Source organism: Kocuria rhizophila DC2201 (genome assembly GCF_000010285.1).
GTDB classification, from domain to species: Bacteria; Actinomycetota; Actinomycetes; order Actinomycetales; family Micrococcaceae; genus Kocuria; species Kocuria rhizophila_A.
In genome coordinates this window covers 2,559,226-2,577,199 of sequence record NC_010617.1, presented here as the reverse complement: position 1 = coordinate 2,577,199, position 17,974 = coordinate 2,559,226, and the positions used below count along the sequence as shown (strand labels likewise).

15 protein-coding genes are annotated in these 17,974 nt (G+C 71.4%); 9 read left to right on the top strand and 6 right to left on the bottom strand.

The window, feature by feature from the left end:
* The first annotated feature begins 16 nt into the window (after window positions 1-16).
* Complete coding sequence (locus KRH_RS11095) at window positions 17-1,750, top strand: choline/carnitine O-acyltransferase (protein ID WP_012399312.1); 1,734 nt, start codon at window positions 17-19, stop codon at window positions 1,748-1,750.
* Here the strand turns inward: KRH_RS11095 and KRH_RS12415 are convergent.
* Both KRH_RS12415 and KRH_RS11090 read right to left on the bottom strand, forming a co-directional pair.
* Window positions 1,747-1,923, bottom strand: coding sequence for a hypothetical protein (locus KRH_RS12415; protein WP_012399311.1), 177 nt, complete (start codon window positions 1,921-1,923; stop codon window positions 1,747-1,749). The two genes, KRH_RS11095 and KRH_RS12415, sit on opposite strands and share 4 nt — an antisense overlap.
* 3 nt (window positions 1,924-1,926) lie before the next feature.
* The gene (locus KRH_RS11090; RefSeq protein ID WP_012399310.1) at window positions 1,927-2,118 is read right to left on the bottom strand and encodes a hypothetical protein; all 192 of its coding nucleotides are present in this window, start codon (window positions 2,116-2,118) and stop codon (window positions 1,927-1,929) included.
* Between the two features lie 324 nt (window positions 2,119-2,442).
* Between KRH_RS11090 and KRH_RS11085 the strand changes: the two genes are divergently transcribed.
* From KRH_RS11085 to KRH_RS11075, 3 genes are read left to right on the top strand one after another with little or no spacing between them, the layout of a single operon-like run.
* Window positions 2,443-3,837 carry an MFS transporter gene (locus tag KRH_RS11085; protein ID WP_041297442.1) on the top strand — a complete coding sequence of 465 codons (1,395 nt, stop codon included), beginning with the start codon at window positions 2,443-2,445 and terminating at the stop codon, window positions 3,835-3,837.
* A gap of 25 nt (window positions 3,838-3,862) precedes the next feature.
* Window positions 3,863-5,524: an amidohydrolase gene (locus KRH_RS11080; RefSeq protein ID WP_012399308.1), complete on the top strand. Its 1,662-nt coding sequence runs from the start codon at window positions 3,863-3,865 to the stop codon at window positions 5,522-5,524.
* Between the two features lie 43 nt (window positions 5,525-5,567).
* Window positions 5,568-6,368 (top strand): SDR family NAD(P)-dependent oxidoreductase, encoded by an 801-nt coding sequence (locus KRH_RS11075; protein WP_041297441.1) that lies wholly within the window; start codon window positions 5,568-5,570, stop codon window positions 6,366-6,368.
* 39 nt (window positions 6,369-6,407) lie between these two features.
* Here the strand turns inward: KRH_RS11075 and KRH_RS11070 are convergent, their stop codons facing one another.
* The gene (locus tag KRH_RS11070; protein ID WP_012399306.1) at window positions 6,408-6,848 is read right to left on the bottom strand and encodes a PaaI family thioesterase; all 441 of its coding nucleotides are present in this window, start codon (window positions 6,846-6,848) and stop codon (window positions 6,408-6,410) included.
* 201 nt (window positions 6,849-7,049) lie between these two features.
* Between KRH_RS11070 and KRH_RS11065 the strand changes: the two genes are divergently transcribed.
* Window positions 7,050-8,000, top strand: a complete 951-nt coding sequence (locus KRH_RS11065) for a helix-turn-helix domain-containing protein (RefSeq protein WP_012399305.1) — start codon at window positions 7,050-7,052, stop codon at window positions 7,998-8,000.
* 216 nt (window positions 8,001-8,216) lie between these two features.
* Here the strand turns inward: KRH_RS11065 and KRH_RS11060 are convergent, their stop codons facing one another.
* Together KRH_RS11060 and KRH_RS11055 are read right to left on the bottom strand one after the other, a co-directional pair.
* On the bottom strand, window positions 8,217-9,548 hold the full coding sequence (locus KRH_RS11060) for an NAD(P)/FAD-dependent oxidoreductase (protein WP_012399304.1): 1,332 nt from the start codon (window positions 9,546-9,548) through the stop codon (window positions 8,217-8,219).
* Between the two features lie 169 nt (window positions 9,549-9,717).
* Window positions 9,718-11,202 (bottom strand): APC family permease, encoded by a 1,485-nt coding sequence (locus KRH_RS11055; RefSeq protein WP_012399303.1) that lies wholly within the window; start codon window positions 11,200-11,202, stop codon window positions 9,718-9,720.
* A gap of 209 nt (window positions 11,203-11,411) precedes the next feature.
* On the opposite strand from KRH_RS11055, the gene KRH_RS11050 reads away from it, so the two are divergent.
* The 3 genes from KRH_RS11050 to KRH_RS11040 all read left to right on the top strand — a co-directional run bounded on the left by KRH_RS11050 (window position 11,412) and on the right by KRH_RS11040 (window position 14,593).
* On the top strand, window positions 11,412-12,818 hold the full coding sequence (locus tag KRH_RS11050) for an aldehyde dehydrogenase family protein (RefSeq protein ID WP_012399302.1): 1,407 nt from the start codon (window positions 11,412-11,414) through the stop codon (window positions 12,816-12,818).
* A 237-nt stretch (window positions 12,819-13,055) separates the two neighbouring features.
* Window positions 13,056-14,138: an alkene reductase gene (locus tag KRH_RS11045; protein ID WP_012399301.1), complete on the top strand. Its 1,083-nt coding sequence runs from the start codon at window positions 13,056-13,058 to the stop codon at window positions 14,136-14,138.
* Window positions 14,139-14,386: 248 nt separating this feature from the next.
* Window positions 14,387-14,593, top strand: a complete 207-nt coding sequence (locus tag KRH_RS11040) for a cold-shock protein (protein ID WP_012399300.1) — start codon at window positions 14,387-14,389, stop codon at window positions 14,591-14,593.
* A gap of 188 nt (window positions 14,594-14,781) precedes the next feature.
* Here the strand turns inward: KRH_RS11040 and KRH_RS11035 are convergent, their stop codons facing one another.
* Complete coding sequence (locus tag KRH_RS11035; RefSeq protein WP_012399299.1) at window positions 14,782-16,386, bottom strand: GMC family oxidoreductase; 1,605 nt, start codon at window positions 16,384-16,386, stop codon at window positions 14,782-14,784.
* A gap of 325 nt (window positions 16,387-16,711) precedes the next feature.
* Between KRH_RS11035 and KRH_RS11030 the strand changes: the two genes are divergently transcribed.
* The gene (locus KRH_RS11030) at window positions 16,712-17,968 is read left to right on the top strand and encodes an MFS transporter (RefSeq protein ID WP_012399298.1); all 1,257 of its coding nucleotides are present in this window, start codon (window positions 16,712-16,714) and stop codon (window positions 17,966-17,968) included.
* Window positions 17,969-17,974: the final 6 nt, after the last annotated feature.

Here is a 17,974-nt window from a genome sequence, read left to right as displayed (position 1 = left end):
CCGAAAGGGCCCACCCGTGAGCGTGAAGCCCCTTCCCGTGCCCGCCCTGCAGGACACGCTGTCCCGGTTCCTCACCGCCGCCGAGCCCCTGATGGACCGGGAGACCCTGGAGGCCACCCGCCGGGAGGTCGAGCGCTTCGCGTCCCACGAGGGCCCGCGGCTGCAGGCCGCCCTGGAGGAGTTCGCCCGCGCGGAGGACGCTGAGGGGCGCAGCTGGCTGTCCCGGGCGTGGCTGGATGGCTACCTCACCGTGCGCACCCCGCTGGCCCTGACCACGAGCGTGGGCTTCCAGATCACCGGTGACTACGGCGCACCGGGTGTGGGGCGGGCCGCGGAGCTCGTGTACCGGGCCGCGGTGGTGCACCTGCGGCAGCTGCGCGGGGAGACTCCCCAGCAGGTGGATCCGCGCGGCAACCCCCTGAGCATGGAGCAGTGGCAGTGCCTCGCCGGGGGCGTGCGGCACCCCCGCCCGGAACGGGACGAGATCCGCAGACCGGGCGCAGCGGCGTCGTCGTCCGGGGGCGAGGCGCGCGCCCCGGAGCTCGGGGTGATCCACCGCGGGCGGCTGTACGCGCTGCCGGTCGCCACCGAGGACCGTCAGCCGGTGCCGCTGCGGACCGTGGCCGAGGGGCTGCGGGAGGTGGTGGCGCGGGACGAGCCGCGCGAGACCGAGCTGCCGTTCGGCGCGCTGTCCTACCTGGGCAGCGCGGTGGCGGCACCCCTGCTGGAACGGTTGACCGCGGACGCGCACAACGCGGAGGTCTACGAGCGCATCACGCGCATGCTGTTCGTGGTCAACCTGGTGGAGGCGCGCGCGGAGGTCGTGGAGCACCTGGAGCGCTCGGCGTTCGAGGTGGGGCACGCGTGGGCGTACAAGCCCATCACGTACGAGGTGTGCCTGGAGGACGAGTGGCTGGCCGTGCACGTGGAACACAGCACGGTGGATGGCGCCACGATCCTCGCGGTGGCCGGGCAGCTGCAGGACGTGACGGTCCCGGACGAGGCGCCGCTGCCGGACGCCCCGAGCCCGGACGCGCTCACGTGGCAGCTGGACGACGGGCTGCGCGGTGACCTGGTGGCCGCCGTGGCCGGCTACCGCGCCCAGGCCGCACTGCTGGGCGTGCACCGCGTGTTCGTGCCCCGCCCGCACCGCGCGGAGCTGCCCTTCCGGATCAGCGACGACGCCGCCCAGCAGCTCATCATGCTGCTCGCCCAGTACGCGACGTACGGGCGCGTGCGCGGGGTGTACGAGGCCGTGGACATGCGCGAGTACCAGGCCGGGCGCACCGAGTGCCTGCGCCCGGTGACACCCGAGGCCGTGGCGTTCGTACGCGCCCTGCACGCGGGCATCGCTACCGAGGAGCTCTTCCGCGCCGCGCTGGACGCCCACCGCGGCTGGGTCAAGGCCTGCAAGAGCGCCCGCGGGGTGGACCGGCACCTGCTGGGGCTGGCGATGACCGCCGAGCGCACGGGCGAGCCCTCCGCGTTCTTCGACACCCCCGCGCTCGCGGCCGTGCGCCACGACTTCCTCTCGACCACGTCGATCGGCGGTCCGGACACGATCGTGCGATATGCGTTCGCGCCCACCACTCGGGAGGGTTTCGGCGTCACCTACACCACGTGCACCGACGGCTACGAATTCTGCGTGAACCACCGCCGGGACACGAGCGAGGACCTCGAGGGCTTCGCGCACCATCTCACCGCGGCGGCGCGGACGCTGTGGGAGTTCGTGGGGTCCCTGCGGGGCTAGTTGCTGGTGTCCGGCTCCCGGCCCTGCACGTCCGTCATGGCGCCGATCCCGCCGTCCGCGGGCTGCGGCTGGGTGCGGTCGTCCGTCAGGTACGCCTGCTCCTGCTCGGGAGTCATGCCCACCGTGCGCTCCTTGGCGGTCTGGCCGTCGTCCGCAGTGTGCCTGCCTACCACGACTCAGCCCTCCCGCTCGGCGAGGATGTCGTCCAGGGTCTCGCGGACGGCCTGCCGAGCGGCCACGCGCGAACTCGCCGCACGCTGCTGCTCGTGGTTGTCAGCGTCCTCGACGCGCTGCTTCTCCTCGTCCTCGCGCTCCTTGGCCTTGTCGCGGGCGGTCTGAAGGGCTTCCCAGATGCTGTTGTCACTCATGACCCCATTGGACCACTCGGGCACGGATGCGACAACCGTCTTGCCCGCATTGCAAGAACAGATGCACCGGGCACCGTTCGTTCTCGACGGCTGGTAGCACCACGGGGTACGGGCGCCGGGCCCCACGCCGTACGGCTGCCACGCGCAGAGCGCCCTGGCCCGGGCGGGGCGCACCCGGGTGGGATCCGGCGGGGACGGCCCGGGCGGCGTCGTGCGCTGCGGGGGCATGGACCATTTGACGCTCTGCGAGCTGGGTCACATAGTTGCTGGGAAGAGCCCGCGACACCGCGGGCAGGTTCTTCCCTCCCCGATCCAGAGGTGCCCATGTCCCACACGCACGGTGGTCCCGCGGACCACGCCGCGGACGGCCCCGCCGTCCGGCAGCACGACCCCCGCAAGGCCCGCCGCGCGCTGCTGGGCGCATACGTGGGCACGTCCCTCGAGTGGTACGACTTCTTCCTGTTCGGCACCACCTCGTCCATCGTCTTCGCGCCGCTGTTCTTCGGCGGGGACGACCCCGCGCTGCGGGTCATCCAGTCTTTCCTGCTGTTCGGCATCGGGTTCATCGCCCGGCCCATCGGCGCCCTGCTCGCCGGGCACTTCGGGGACCGGCTGGGCCGCCGCACCATCCTGATGATCACGATCGTGGCCATGGGGGTCTCCTCCGCCCTGATCGGCGTGCTGCCCACGTTCGAGACGGCGGGCATCGTGGCGCCGATCCTGCTGGCCGTGATGCGCTTCGTGCAGGGCATGGCGGCCGGAGGCGAGTGGGGCGGGGCCACGCTGCTGGCCGTGGAGAACGCTCCGGAGAGCAAGCGCGGCTTCTACGGCGCGGTGGTCCAGATGGGCTCGCCCACCGGCACCATCCTGTCCTCGATGATCGTGGCCGCCGTGGTGGCCGTGTCCGGGGAGTCGTTCCTGGAGGGCGCGTGGCGCATCCCGTACCTGATCTCCATCCTCCTCGTGGTCGTGGGCGTGTGGATCCGGCTGCGCGTGGACGAGACGGACGACTACGTGGCCGCCCAGGCCGCCCGTGAGGCCTCCCGCGCGGCCGCACCGGAGGTCAAGGAGGGCCTGCCCGCCGTCGAGATCCTGCGGACCGTGCCCGGGCGGCTGGTCCTGGGCGTGGGCACGTACCTGTTCGGCAACGCTGGATTCTTCGTGCTCACCACGTTCATGATCAGCTACGTGACCAAGCAGCTGGGCATGCCCTCCACCGTGATCCTCACCGCCATCACGTGGGGCGCGGTGGCGGAGATCATCACCATGGGGGTGGCCGGGAAGGTCGCGGACAGGACGTCCCCGTCCATCGTGGTGGTCGTGGGCTACGCGGTGGCCGCGGCGCTCGCCGTCCCGATCTTCCTGCTCGTGGACACCCGCAGCGCCGCACTGATCACGGTGGCGATGATCCTCGGCATCGGCTTCGCCTCCATCCCCTACGCGCCCGTGGGCACGATGCTCACGCAGCTGTTCCCCGTGAAGGTGCGGTACTCGGCCATCGCCCTGTGCGCCAACATCGCGGGGGTGGTGGCCGGGTTCATGCCGGCCCTGGCCGCCTGGATCCTTGGTCTCACGGGCGGCACGTCCACGGGGCCCACCCTGCTCCTGTTGGCGCTCGCGCTGATCTCCCTGGTCTCCTCGCTCCTGGCCCGGCGGGTGATCCGCCGCGACGAGGAGCGGGACGTGGACCAGATCTCCGGGGACCTGCTGAACCGGTGACCCCGGTGGAAACGAGGAATCGCACATGACAGCTCACAACGCACGCAGCGTGACCGTCGTCGACGCCGTGGTGCACCGACCTGCCGGGCAGTACCTGGACGAGCCGCAGGCGGTGGTGGTCGAGGACGGCGTCATCACCTTCGTGGGGGACCCGGGCGAGGCACGACGCCGCACGGCACCCGGGGTGCCGGTGGTGGAGGCGGGCGGGCGGTACCTGATGCCCGGTCTCATCGAGTCCCACGGCCACCCGGGAACGTACGCGCGGATGGCGCTGAAGGCGGACTGCCGGCCGTCGGTCACACCGCGCGCGAGCGACGTCGTCGAGGCGATCCGGGACGCCGCCCGAGAGACCCCCGTCGGCGAGTGGGTCTCCGGGTGGGGCTACGACGAGCACCGCATGGACGGGGGTGGCCCCACCCGCGCGGACCTGGACGAGGCGGCCCCGGAGCACCCCGTGTTCCTCAAGCGCACGTGCGCGCACATGGCCCTGGTGAACACCGCGGCGCTGGAGCGCATGGGCGTCACGCGGGACACCCCGGACCCCGCGGGCGGCTGCATCGTGCGGGACGAGCACGGCGAGGCCACCGGGCTGCTGCAGGAGAAGGCCATGTCCCTCGCGGACCTGCCGGCCACCGAGCCCTCCGAGTTCCTGGCCGGGATGCGCGTGGCACAGCGGGAGTTCGCGGCGTGGGGGCTCACCACGGTGCACGACATGAGCACCGGGCCCGTGGAGATGGGCGCCTACCTGCGCCTGAAGGACGCGGGGGAGCTGACCACCCGGTTCCGCCCGTGGTACTTCGCACTGCAGCTCGGCGACTTCCACGGCAGCTACGACGAGGTGATCGGCACCGGGATCCGCAGCGGCCTGGGCGACGACATGGTGCGGATCCAGGGCATGAAGTTCATCCTGGACGGATCCGTGGGCGGGCGCACCGCCGCGGTCGAGGAGCCCTTCGAGGGCTCGGACTCCCGCGGCATCCTGTACTACGACACTCCCGACGTGGCCCCCATGGCCGCGCAGGCGCTGCGCAACGGGCTGCGCCTGGCCATCCACGGGATCGGGGAGCGCGCCGTGGAGCAGGCCCTGGACCTCATCGAGGGTGCCGGGCGTGAGGTGGCGTCCGAGAGCGAGGACCCGGAGGCGGCGTTCCACGAGCTGGTGACCGAGCGGCGCCACCGGGTGGAGCACTGCGCCCTGCCCACGGAGGAGGACCTCCGGCGCCTGGCCGTCAGCCGGATCATCGCGGCGTGCTCCACGGCCTTCCTGTACGAGCTGGGGGACTCCTACCTGGCGAACCTCGGGCCGCGGCGGATGGAGCGGACCTACCCCATGCGCACGTTCCTGGACCGCGGGATCGTGGCACCCAGCAACTCGGACTTCCCGGTGACCACGGCCAACCCGTGGTTCGGGATCTGCGCGTGCGTGACCCGCACGTCCGTGTCCGGGCAGGTCACGGACACCGCCCAGAACATCACGGTGGCCGAGGCCCTGGACGCCTACACCGTGGAGGCCGCCAAGGCGTCCTTCGACGAGGACAGGGTGGGCTGTGTTGCGGAGGGCTTCCTGGGAGACCTGGTGCTGTTGGACCGTCATCCCTTCGAGGTGGACGCCCAGGAACTCAAGGACGTCACCGCGGAGCTGACCGTGTGCGACGGACGGATCGTGCACCGCACGGACTCCGTCTGAACCACCCCACTGCTCGTCGATGTGCTGATCGAAGGAGATCGTGATGTCCGAGAATCCCGCCATGCCCCAGATGCTCAACGCCCAGTGGGTGGAGAAGGCCACCCCCGAGAGGTTCGCCGGCCAGACCGTGGTGGTGACCGGAGCGGCGTCGGGCATCGGCCGCGCCGTGGCCGTGCGCGTGGTGGCCGAGGGCGGCCGCGTGATCGCCGTGGACCTCGCGGAGGACGGTCTCACGAGCCTCGCCGAGGAGCTCGGGGAGAACCTCGTGCCCGTGACCGCGAACCTCACGGAGGAGGACGCCGCCCAGCGGGTCGTGGCCGCCTGCGACGGCCGGGTCGACGCGCTCGTGAACAACGCCGGGATCATGGACAACTTCGCGCCGGTGCACGAGGTCACGGATGCCACGTGGCAGCGCGTGTTCGCGGTGAACGTGGAGGCCATGATGCGCCTGACCCGTGCGGTGGTCCCGCTCATGCTCGAGGCCGGCCGCGGCAGCGTGGTGAACCTGGCCTCGGAGGCCGGTCTTCGCGGCTCCGCGGCGGGCATCGCCTACACGGCGTCCAAGCACGCGGTGATCGGCATGACCCGCAACTCCGCATTCATGTACGCCACCTCCGGGCTGCGCTTCAACGTGGTGGCCCCGGGCGGTGTGGCCACGGGCATCCAGATCCCGAAGGACGCCTCGCAGTTCGGCGGCGCCCGCCTGGCCACCGTGCAGGCGAACATGCCCGGCGTGGCCAGCGCGGCGCACCTGGCGTCCTCCATCTGCTTCCTGGCCAGCGACGACGGCGTCAACATCAACGGGGTCGTCCTGCCCTCGGACGGCGGCTGGTCCGCGGTCTGATCCCCGCTCCGGCCCCCTGCTGGGCGCTCCGCGCCGGCGTCAGGCCTGCACCTGCGTCTTCGGGGCCGGCGGGGTGGTGCCCTGCCCGGTGAAGTAGGCGACCACGTGACCGTCGGCCTCCAGCACGACGTCGCAGATCTGGTTCCTGCCGAAGCTCACCCGGCGCGTGGCCGTGGCGGTCACGGTCTTGCCCGTGTGCGCGGGGGCAGTGAACGTGATCTCGGCGTTGCGCGTGACGATCGGGGCACCCGCGGTGGCGCAGCAGTAGGCGAGCGTGGTGTCCGCGAGGGTGAACAGGTATCCGCCGTGGCAGATGCCGTGGCCGTTGGCCATGAAGTCCGAGACGGTCATGGACATGCTCACACGCCCCTGCTCGATCTCGCCCAGGTCGATCCCCAGGTGCAGCGGGGCGGGGTCGTTGCGCAGGATCTCGTGGAGCAGCTCGCGGATGGCGTTCATGTCGGTGGGATCGGCGTACATGGTGGTCCTCCGGACGTCGGGGCCGCAGCGGTGCAGGCCCGGGGAGCCGCACCCGAGGGCGGGCGGCGGCGCGGTCTGAGAACACTCTAGGGGCAGGGGGTGCGGGTGTTTCCCCGGTGACGCCCGGAGCCGCGGCCCGCGGCGGCGTAGCATGCGGACACGGGCCCGCAGTGCCGCGGGCGGATCGGAGAGGGGGCGCGCATGACGGGCCAGGAAGCCGCCGGGCGCCGCGCGGACCTCACCCTCGCGCAGTGGCGCGAGACCATCAACGCCTCTTTCGCGGCCCTGGAGATCACCGCTCCCGTGGACAGCGAGTTCCGTGCGGATCTCACCACGGTGGAACTGGACGACGTCCACCTCTTCGACATGACCACCAGCGCCCACCGGGTGGTGCGCACCGCCGAGATGGTGGCCCGGGACGCGGGGGAGTACCTCAAGCTGAGCCTGCAGCTGCAGGGCCGGGCGCGGCTGCGCCAGGACGGGCGGGAGTGCGTGCTGGGCCCCGGCGGACTGGGCCTGTACGCGGCCTACCGCCCGTACGAGCTGGTCTACGACGGCCCCCAGCACAGCCTGGTGATGACCTTCCCGCGCTCGGTGGTGCAGCTGATCCCCGCCCAGCTGGACCTGGTGACCGCCCAGCGCATCGGCCAGGAAGACGGTCTGGGCCGGGTGGCCGTTCCCATGTTCCGCAACCTGGCTGAGAACATGGACCTGCTGCGCGGCCCCCACGCGAGCAAGCTGGTGCGCTCCGCGCTGGACATGCTGGTCAGTGTGCTCTCCGCGGAGGTGGTGGAGCCGGCCGGGGCGCACGCGGGGGACCTCCTGGTGCAGCAGGCCACCGCGTACATCGCCGACCACCTCGCGGATCCGGAGCTCTCCCCGGGGTCCATCGCCCGCGCCCTGTACGTGTCGGTGCGTCAGCTGCACAGCCGGTTCGCGGCGCAGCACCTCACGGTGGCCGCCCACATTCGCGCGGTGCGCCTGGCCGCCATCCGAGCGGAGCTCGCGGACCCGGCCCACCGGGACGACACCGTCCACACCATCAGCGCCCGGCGCGGCCTCACGGATCCCGCCCACGTGAGCAAGGCCTTCAAGGCCGAGTACGGGGAATCCCCCACCGCCTACCGACGCCGCGTGCTCAGCTCCTCCTGAAAGTGCCGGCGCACGACGCCGCCCGGCGGCCTCCGTGTCGCACCGCGCGGAGCATCCCGCGCGCCGCAGGCACACCGGCACCGTGCACCGCATGTGCCGCGGCACCGAGGGCCGCGTGGCCACGGACCGGGCGCACCTGGTGGCCCGGCACGGTTCGCACGCGCGGACGCCGCCCGCCCCGGGAAGGGCGCGAGCGGCGTCGTCCTGCGGTGCGGCTCAGGCGCGGATGTCCCGGAGGACGTCCCGGGCGGTGGACAGGCCCGTCTCGATGGCGCCGTCCACCACCACGCCGCGCCAGCCGCGCGCCCAGTCCGCCCCGGCGAAGCGCAGCCGCGAGTCGGTGGAGCGGAAGTGGTGCCAGCCGTTGGTGAACTGCCCTGAGCGCAGCGTGGCCCACGCCTGACCGCTCCACCTGTCCGCCACCCAGTCGTGGCCCGTGCAGTCCACGACCTCAAGGTCGGGGCGCCACTGGTCCACGATTGCCTGGGCGTCCCGCGGGTCGGTGAGGTCCACGGCGTCGTGGTGGGAGCCGAAGCCCACGCAGATGGTGGTGTCGTCGTCCATGAAGAACTCGCTGCGGAACACGGCGGCCTTGTGAGGGGTGGGGGCGTAGCCCAGGATGCTGTGGTGGCCCTTGACCTTGACCCAGATCTTGCAGCCCGTGGAGTTCCAGCGCTGGTCGATCACGGTGCGCATCCCCGAGGGCAGGCCCGGGGTGAACTCGATGGTTGGCAGCGCCCCCACCGGCACCGTGACGATCACGCTGTCGCACGAGATCTTCTCGCCGGTGCCCAGGGTGACCGTGGCGCCGTCGGAGCGGTGGTCGACCGCCGTGACCGGGGTGTTCAGGCGGATGGGGCAGCGCAGGTCCGCGGCGATGTTCTCGTACAGTCCCCGCATGCCGTGGGTGAGCTTGAAGCGCAGGGTCTGCTCGTCCACCAGGCTCAACCGGTGGTCGGACAGCGCCGCCCACTGCTTGGCCATGAGCGGTGACCCCTGGTGCGGGTCCCCGATGTACGCGGCGGACCAGTACGCGTCGCACAGGTCCCGCTCCTCCTGGGTGAAGTCGCCGCCCTTGAGGCAGTCCAGGACACTGCCCTGGTCCGCCGCGCGGAAGCGCTCCCGCAGCTCGGGGGTGCTGCCGCTGCTCTCGTCCAGCACGTGCAGGGGCTCGTACGGGTACGGGAAGAACTCCCGCGAGTCCTCGAAGATCTTGGCCATGGGGCGGGCCAGAGCGGCATCCAGGTCCGCCTCGGTGCCGTGCTCCACCCGGCCCCCGGTGATCCAGTAGGCGTCGTCGCAGAACGGGCTGGGGTAGATGCTCTGGTCGTAGCGGGTGATCTCGCTCCACACGTGCGGCTGCATCCAGTGCACCCACGTGGCGCCCAGTTCCAGGGGACGGCCCATGCGCTCCTCGGTCCAGGCGCGGCCGCCCACGCGGTCGCGGGCCTCCACGATCTCCACGTCCACGCCTGCCATCTGCAGTTCACGGGCGGCCACCAGGCCGGCGAAGCCGGCTCCGACGATCACGACATGCGGGTTGCTCACGGGTACCTCCAGGGGTTGCGGGTTATCGGGACGAACAGGGTGCGGACGACGCCGCCCGGTCACCCGGGTGCCGAGCGCGCCTCGGGCGCCCGGTGCCGGCGGGTGGTGCACGGTGGTGCAGGGCGTCCGTGGGCCGGGTGCGGCGTCGTCGTCCGGGAACGGGGTGGGCTCAGCGGCGCTCGGGGACCACGGGGATCTCCTGGGACTCGGGGATCTGGTCCACGTGGTCCATCCCGGCGTAGATCTCCGGGCGGGTGCGGCGCAGCACCTCGCCCCACAGCAGGCCCACCACGCCGGAGCCGATGATGATCCCGGGCATCACGACCACCAGCGGGGAGAAGCCCTCCGCGCCGATCATGAGGTCGAAGTTGGAGAGGATCAGTGCGGCCACGGCGATCAGGGCCACGGCCGAGATCACCGGGGCCACCAGCCGGGTCCAGAGCCCGTGGCCGTGGTGGTCCCGTGCGAACCAGGCCACCACGGCCACGGACGTCACGGCCAGCAGGAACACCAGGCCGAAGGCGGCGGCGTTGGTCAGCCACGTGAACAGGGTGAGTACGGGGAACATCTCCCCGAGCTCCGACCCCGCTCCGGCCACCGCGAAGACCACGATGACCACCAGGCCCACCACGGACTGCGCGAGGGACCCCGCGAAGGGGGCGCCGGAGCGGGCGGACACCCGGCCCAGCACGCGGGGCAGCACGCCGGTGCGGCCCAGGGCGAAGAAGTAGCGGGCCGCGCCGTTGTGGAACGCCACGAGGGCCGCGAGCAGCGAGGTGATGAACAGGACGTTGGCCACCGTGGCCAGGGCGGGGCTGCGCTCGCCGAGCCACGCGAACACCAGGTCCGGCCCGAGCTCCTGGGAGGCCCCCACGATCGCGGACGGGCCCACCCCCACGGAGAGCGCCCACGCGGACAGCGCGTAGAACACGGCGATCACACCCACCGCGATGTACGTGGCACGGGCCACGGTGCGGCGCGGGTTCCTGGTCTCCTCCGAGTAGATGGCGCCGGACTCGAAGCCCATGAACGCGGCGATGCCGAAGGCGAGCAGCACGCCCACACCCCCGGTGAGGAAGTGTGAGGGGTACACGGTCTCCAGGGACAGGCCCTCCGGGGCACTGACCAGGGCCATCACGGAGACCACGGTGACCACCAGGAACTCCAGGGCCACAAGGAAGCCCAGCACCTTCGCGGAGAGGTCCACGCTGTTGACGCCCAGCGCGGCGACCACCAGCCACCCGATCCCCCCGGCCACCCACCACGGGACGGCCACGCCCAGGGTCGAGGACAGCAGGGTGGCCAGGGAGAAGCCGAACAGGCCGTAGAGGCCCACCTGCATCATGTTGTAGGACACCAGGGCCAGGATGGCCGCGGCAATGCCCTGCCGGTTGCCCAGACCCTCGGTCACGTAGGCGTAGAACGCTCCGGCGTTCTGCACGTGCCCGCTCATGGCGCCGTAGCCCACGGCGAAGACCATGATCACGATCCCCAGCGCCAGGTAGCCCAGGGGCACGCCCAGCAGCCCGGACACCGCGAAACTGGTGGGGACGCCGCCCGCCAGCACGGTCAGCGGGGCGGATGCCGCAATGATCATGAACACCACGGACGTGGTGGACAGGTGACGTCTCGCAAGGGTGGTGGTCTCTGCCACGGGGGCCTCCTGTGGTCCGGGGATCGTTGTCCCCAGTGTGTCCTGGACCACATCGCAGCACCTTGTCCCACAGTGCGCCTCACTTGTCTCTGCCTGCGCTGCACCTCCGGCGCCTGCTGCGCGCGAGTGATCCACGGCACAATGGGGGCAGCCGGCCGCGCTCACCGCGCTCACCCGCGCCGCCCGTCCACCGCCCCAGAGGAGCCACTGTGAACACCTGCCAAGACCTGCTCTCCGCCATCACGGACCCGTCCGGCCGCGAGATCCTGGACCCCGCCACGGGGGAGGTGGTCGGCACGGTCCACGAGTCCACCACCGCCGAGCTCGACGACGCCGTGGCCGCCGCCCGCGCGGCCCAGCCGGACTGGGCGGGGCTGGGCCACGCGAAGCGCTCTGAGTACCTGCACCGGGCCGCGGACGCCGTCGAGGCGAACGCGGAGGCGCTCGCCGAGCTGCTGTCCCGCGAGCAGGGCAAGCCCGTGAAGAACGGGCCGAACGCGGCGTTCGAGGTGGGCGGCTGCGTGGGGTGGCTGCGTGCCAGCGCGGACTTCCCGCTGGAGCCCGAGGTGCTCGTGGACGACGAGTCCGGGTACGCGGAGATGCAGTACGTGCCGCTCGGCGTCGTGGGGGCCATCGGGCCGTGGAACTGGCCCATGATGATCACCGTGTGGCAGGTCGCGGCATCGCTGCGCATGGGCAACACCGTGGTGGTCAAGCCTTCCGAGTACACGCCGCTGTCCGTGGTGGGCCTGGTGCACGTGCTCAACCAGGCGCTGCCCACGGACGTCCTGCGCGTGGTCCCCGGCGGCGGCGAGGTGGGCAAGGCGCTGTCCACCCACGAGGGTGTCGACAAGATCATGTTCACCGGCTCCACGAAGACCGGTCAGGCCATCATGCGCGCCGCGGCGGACGGCCTCGCCCGCCTGACCCTGGAGCTGGGAGGCAACGACGCCGGCGTCGTGCTCCCGGACGTGGACGCCCGGGCGGTGGCCGGGGACCTCTTCTGGGGCGCGTTCATCAACACCGGCCAGACGTGCGCGGCGCTCAAGCGGCTGTACGTCCACGAGGACGTCTACGAGGAGGTGTGCGAGGCCCTCGTGGAGGTCGCCCGACAGATGCCCATGGGCAACGGCCGCGAGGAGCAGAACGTGCTGGGCCCGCTGCAGAACAAGCAGCAGTACGACATCGTGGCCGGGCTCGTGGAGGACGCCAAGAAGGGCGGCGGCCGCGTGCTCATGGGTGGAGACCCGGTGGCCGAGCAGCCCGGCTACTTCTACCCCACCACGATCATCGCGGACCTGCCCAACGACAACCCCCTGGTGACCCAGGAGCAGTTCGGCCCAGCCCTGCCCGTCATCCGGTACTCGGACGTGGACGAGGCCGTGGCCATGGCCAACGGCCTGGACGTGGGGCTCGGTGCCTCCGTGTGGAGCTCCAGCACGGACAACGCCATGGCAGTGGCGCAGCGCCTCGAGGCCGGCACGGTGTGGATCAACAAGCACGGCGCCGTGGACCCGCGCATCCCCTTCGGCGGCATCAAGAAGTCCGGCTTCGGCCTGGAGTTCGGCGTGGAGGGCCTCAAGTCCGTGGCGGCGAGCAAGGTGATCTCCCGCTGACGACCGCACCTTGTGGCCGGGCCTGATGCGCGGGGCCGGATGCACCCATCGCAAGACGGGTGAATCCGGCCCATTCGCGTGACCGTCTGTGGGCTGCGGGGGGCGCTCGCCTGGTGGATGTCGGGACCGGTGGGCGAAGCTCGTGCGGGACCATGAAGTTTCCGCGGGAATGATCAGCGCGGCAAGGGTGTTCCGTAGATGACTCAGCAGTAGCACTCTACCGACGGAGGGACCCGCATGCCCACCCTGTTCGACCCCATCACCGTAGGAGCCTTCGAGCTCAAGAACCGTGTGGCCATGGCGCCGCTCACCCGGATGCGCTCCGACGAGGACGGCGTGCCCAAGGACATGAACGTGGAGTACTACGCCCAGCGTGCCTCTGCGGGCCTGGTGGTCACCGAGGGCACGTTCCCCGCCGTGACCGGCCGGGGGTTCTGGGGACAGGCCGGGATCGAGACCACCGAGCAGGCGCTCGGGTGGTCCCGCGTGGCCGAGGGGGTCCACGACAAGGGCGGCGTGATATTCATGCAGGTCATGAACGCGGGCCGCGTCTCGCACCCCGAGCTCACGGGAGGTGCCACGCCGGAGGCCCCGAGCGCCGTCGGCATCGACCAGCAGACGCACGTGCCCAGCGGCAAGCAGCCCATCCCGGTGCCCCGCGCGCTGGAGGCTGATGAGCTGCCGCGGATCCGGCAGGAGTTCGTCTCCGCCGCGCGCCGTGCGGTGGACGCGGGGATCGACGGCGTGGAGATCCACGGCGCCAACGGGTACCTGCTCCACGAGTTCCTGGCCCCGTCCGCCAACCACCGCGAGGACGAGTACGGCGGCTCGCCCGAGAACCGGGCGCGCTTCGTGGTCGAGGTGGTGCGCGCCGTCGTCGAGGAGATCGGCGGGGACCGGGTGGGTCTGCGGATCTCCCCCGAGCACAACGTCCAGGGCGCCATCGAGGACGACCACGACGACGTCCGGGCCACCTACTCCGCGCTGCTCGCTGGCCTGCGGGACCTGGGGCTGGCCTACCTGTCCGTGCTGTACCAGGACATCGACGGCGAGTTCGTGCAGGAGCTGCGCGGCCAGTTCGACGGGGTGTTCTACCTCAACAGCGGCTTCAGCAAGTACACCGAGCTCGAGGAGTCCGAGCACATCATGGCCGCGGACCTCGCGGACGGCGTCATGGTGGGGCGCGAGCTGATCGCCAACCCGGACCTCGTGGATCGCTGGCGCGACGGCCTGGAGCTGAACACCCCGGATCCTAAGACGTTCTACCTGGGCGGCCCCAAGGGCTACGTGGACTACCCGTTCGCCGCAGCGCGCGTCTGAGACCGGGCACCCGAGGTCGTCTGGAGGAGGGCGGGTCGGAGGGGTGCCGGGGGCGCGGCGTTTGACTCCGGCCCGCCGGGGCCGTAGCTTGAGGAGAAGTTGTTGAGGTTTCGTTTTGTCTTTTAAGCATCACCCCACCGTCTGAGGTGTGGCAGTTTTTCTGAAGAAACGTTCATGGCAAGCATCGCAACGCCGAGCCCCCGAAATTCGGGATGAGCTCACTTTCTTCCAGAAAGACAGGTCTGACTATGACTACTGGCACCGTCAAATGGTTCAACGCTGACAAGGGCTTCGGCTTCATCGCCCCCGAGGACGGCTCCGACGACGTCTTCGCCCACTTCTCCGGCATCAACTCCGGCGGCTTCCGCTCCCTCAACGAGGGCGACAAGGTCGAGTTCGAGGTCCAGCAGGGCGACCGCGGCCTGCAGGCCACGAACATCTCCGTGATCTCCTGATCACTCCCTGATCATTCGTCCGCGGGCGAGGACAGCTCCCCGGGGACCACGAGAAATGCGCTCTGCCGATTGCGGCGGGGCGCATTTCTCGTGGTCCGACGGGTGCCTGGGGGTCTGCACGCCGCCCCGGAGTGCACACGCTCTCCCGGGCTCTGGCCGGGCCTCGGCCCCGGTGACCCGGTCTCGGGTCACCCTCCCAGCAGCATCCGCGCCCCCTTCTCGCCGATCATGGCGGAGGGGGCGTTCGTGTTGCCGTTGGTGATGAACGGCATCACGGAGGCGTCCACCACCCGCACGCCGTCCACCCCCCGCACGCGCAGCGTGGCGGGGTCCACCACGGCCATCTCGTTGGTGCCCATGCGGCACGTGCCCACCTGGTGGTGGTACGTGGTCACGGCCCGGTCCATGTAGGCATCCTCGTCCGCCTCGGTGACCACGTCCGGTCCGGGGTAGATCTCCCGCGCGCCCCACTCCTCGGCCAAGGGTGACGACGCCGCCATCGCCCGTCCCTGCCGCAGCGATGCCCGCAGCGCCTCCCGGTCCCGGGGGTCCGAGAAGATGTTGGGGTCGTAGTGGGCGGGGTCCGTGCTGCTGGGCCCGGTCAGGGTGATCCTGCCCCGCGAGTACGGGCGCACCAGCCCGGTGTGCAGGGTGAAGGAGTTGGCGGGTCCCTCCATCTGGTCGTCGTACATGGGCACGCAGAAGTGGAGGGGCTGGGTGTCCGGGCGGTCCTGGTCCGGGGTGGACTTCCAGAACAGGTGCGTCTGGGTCACCGCGATCTCGTTCTCGGGGTGCTCGATGGTTCGGGCGGTGGCCTCCGCTATCACGGGCACGAGCAGGTGGTCGTGCAGGTTCTCGCCGACGCCGGGCAGGTCCACCACCGGCTCGATCCCCACCTCCCGCAGGTGCTCCGCGGGGCCGATGCCCGAGCGCATGAGGATCTTGGGGCTGTCGAGCGCCCCGGCGCACAGCACCACCTCGTCCGCCTCGACGATCTCCCCGTCCGAGCGGAGGTCCGCGGTGGGCTCCTCGGGTGAGACGCCCTCCACCTCGGCGTTCGGGCCCGCGTGCAGCTGGACCCCCGTGACCCGGCCGTCCGTGACCACGAGCCGTTCCACTACCGCCCCGGTGCGGACCTCGATGGCGCCCCGGTCCACCCATGGCTTCGCGTACGCCATGTAGGTGGTCACGCGCTTGCCGTCCGCCACGGTGAGCTGCTCCTGGGAGATCCCCTCCTGGGAGCCCGAGTTGTAGTCGGCGTTGAACGGCACCCCCACGGCCTCCGCGGCCGCGATGATGGAGTCGAAGATCGGGCTGCGCCGGTAGCTGCCGACCACCGGAACGGGACCGTCCGTGCCGCGGGGCGCGGCGGCGTCGTCGTCCGCGGTGGGCCCGTCCCAGGCCTCGAGCGCCTCGAAGATGGGGGCGACGTCGCGCCATGCCCAGCCCTCGCAGCCGGCCGCGGCCCAGTCGTCGTAGTCGAGCGGGTTGCCGCGCACCCAGATGGCGGCGTTGAGCGCGTGGGAGCCGCCGAGCACGCGCCCGCGCGGCCAGTGGATCACCCGCCCGGAGGCGTGCTCCTGCGGCACGGTGAAGTAGTCCCAGTCCTCGGGGCTGTGCCAGAGCTCGCCCAGGCGGGAGAGGTGCGGGATGGCCGGGTTGGTGTCCTCACCGCCCGCCTCGATCAGGGTGACGCGGTGCCCGGCCTCGGCGAGGCGCCCGGCGACGATGGATCCTGCGGTGCCCGCGCCCACGACGACGGTGTGGCGGGCGCTGTCTGCTGTGTTCGTCATGCCCCCAGTATGTGACGCGGTGCACACGGCCGCTGGTCCTGGCGTGCACGGCAGTTGGAGATGCGTGCTGGGCCGTCTGCCCCCGGCGAGGATTAAGTGCAGGCTTTGCTGTCTACCACCGAGTAAGCGGCAAAAGCTGCACTTAATCCTGGGGTGGGCGTCTGCACCAACGGAGCAGAAGCGGATTTTCGCTGCTCAGGCTGCGTTTACTCCATAAGACAGCACCATCCCCCGGCGGCGCCACGGTAGAATCGGCGGCGTAGACAGGGGTTCTCCGCGTGTGTGGTCGGGTGCGCGGTTGTCCGACGTACCCAGGAGCACGCACATGAGCACACCCCCGCCCCACGAATCCCCGCGCACGACGACGCCCGCACCGGCAGGTGCCCCCTCGCTAGTGGCCGCGGGTGGCTGGCCGTTCCTGATCACGGGGCTGATCGGCCGCCTGCCCGCCGCCACCGTCCAGCTGGGGGTGCTGCTCTACGTGAGCGGCGCGGGACTGGGGCTGGGGCTCGCCGGTCTCACCGTGGCCGCCACGGGCCTGGGCTCAGCGGTGGGGGCCCCTCTGCTGGGTCGGATGGTGGACCGCTTCGGACCGTTGCCCGTGGTCGTGTCCGCCACCGTGGTGCAGCTGCTGGGCATGAGCTCCCTGCTGGCCGTGGTGCTGCTCGAGGCGCCCTCCTCCCTCATCCTCGTGTGCGGTGCCGTGATCGGCGCCGCCAATCCGCAGATCGGCGCGATCGCGAGGGCGCGCTGGTCGGCGCTCGCGCGGCGTCGTCGTACGCCCGGGCTGGTGAGCAGGGCGCTGGGCTACGAAACGGCGTGCGACGAGGTGGGGTTCGTCCTGGGCCCCGTGATCGCGGGCGTGCTGGTGGGGGTGCTGGGTCCGAACCCCGCGCTCGTGGTGCTCATGGTGTGGGTGCTGCTCGGTCAGGGCTGCTTCATCGTCTACCTCGCGCAGCGCCGGAACCTGAGCCTGGACACCCGCTCGATGGAGGTCACGGACGGCACCGCCCCCCGGATCCGCTGGGCCGCGGTGCTGCCGCCCATGCTCGCGTGCCTGTGCGTGGGCACCGTGTTCGGCTCCACGCAGACGGCCCTGACCGCCATCAACGCCGAGCGCGGCACGGAGGCCTACACAGGTCTGATCTACGGCTGCATGGGGGTGGGCAGCGCGCTCGCAAGCCTGCTGGTGTCCCGGTTGCCGTCGCGCGTGCCCCTGTCGGTGCGGGTGGCGGCCGGTGGTCTCATCGTGGGCGCCACGGCCGTGGCCCTCATGACCGTCCCCGGCCCGGTGCCCCTCGGTGTGCTCTACGCGGCCACGGGCCTCGGCGTGGGGACCCTGCTGGTCAGCGCATACACACGCGGCGAGCGGGCCGCGCCGTCTCACCGCATGGCCAGTGTGATGACCATGCTCACCACGTGCATCGTCCTGGGGGTCTCGTTCGGCTCCGCGATGGGCGGGTTCCTGTCCGAGGTGCCCGAACGCGGCTTCGTGCTCACCCTGGGGGCGGGCGTCGCGGGTTTCGTGGCGGCGGTGGCCATGCACGCCACCCGCCCGGAGAGCACGCGCCGGGTGGTGTGAGGCGCC